The following is a 725-nucleotide window of genomic DNA, read 5'->3' as shown; positions in this document are numbered from 1 at the left end:
GTTTAATTTTCAAAGACCAATTTGCTTTGTCATCATGTGACGACTTCTACTATAATACTAGGTTTTTCTTGTTTTGTCAACTACTTCTTTAAAATAAATTTTCATCCCAACTTATTAAATTGTAATTGTTAGTTAGTTTAGTGTGTCACTCGTATGTGACGACAAGGAGTATTCTATCATATAAAACACATTACAATTTTACCATAAATACAGTCTAAGAAGATTAACTCCATATTTCTACATATATATCTATATAATTCAATGTTTAGCGTTATGATACACATGGATAAGTATATACAATATTACAGTATTGTAGTATTAATAATAGCAATATATTTTCTTAAATTTATACTCTGATAGGTGCCAGAATGTTCAAAATACTTCAGATATGATGGTAATTATCATATTTTTGTTTTATTTTATTCAGTAATTTTCTCAAATTTCAATCAACAACTTACTAATTTGGACTAATACATAAGTGACGGATGATTAATTGATACAGTAGGTACTATAATTGTTTAAGATTTTGATTTTTAATATATCCCTCAAATTAATATTAACGGCGTTGAGGTAGTTTCAATAACAAGTTATATTAACGCAAAATAAAACTACTAAGTATAACTTAGTAGTTTTTTGTAACCTGGCGACAACCTACTCTTCCACAAGGTCACCCCTGCAGTACCATCGGCGCATTGAAGCTTAACCTTCGTGTTCGGTATGGGAAC

General features: G+C 28.7%; 1 rRNA gene. It reads right to left on the bottom strand.

Features of this window, described 5'->3' with window-relative positions:
• Window positions 1-638: 638 nt before the first annotated feature.
• Window positions 639-725, bottom strand: a 5S ribosomal RNA gene (gene rrf / locus KPL54_RS25845); the annotation flags it as partial.

This window comes from Clostridium estertheticum (assembly GCF_018861295.1).
In the GTDB taxonomy this organism is placed as follows: Bacteria; Bacillota; Clostridia; order Clostridiales; family Clostridiaceae; genus Clostridium_AD; species Clostridium_AD estertheticum_D.
Note: the sequence above shows the minus strand (reverse complement) of the source record. Positions and strands in the feature narration are given on the sequence as shown.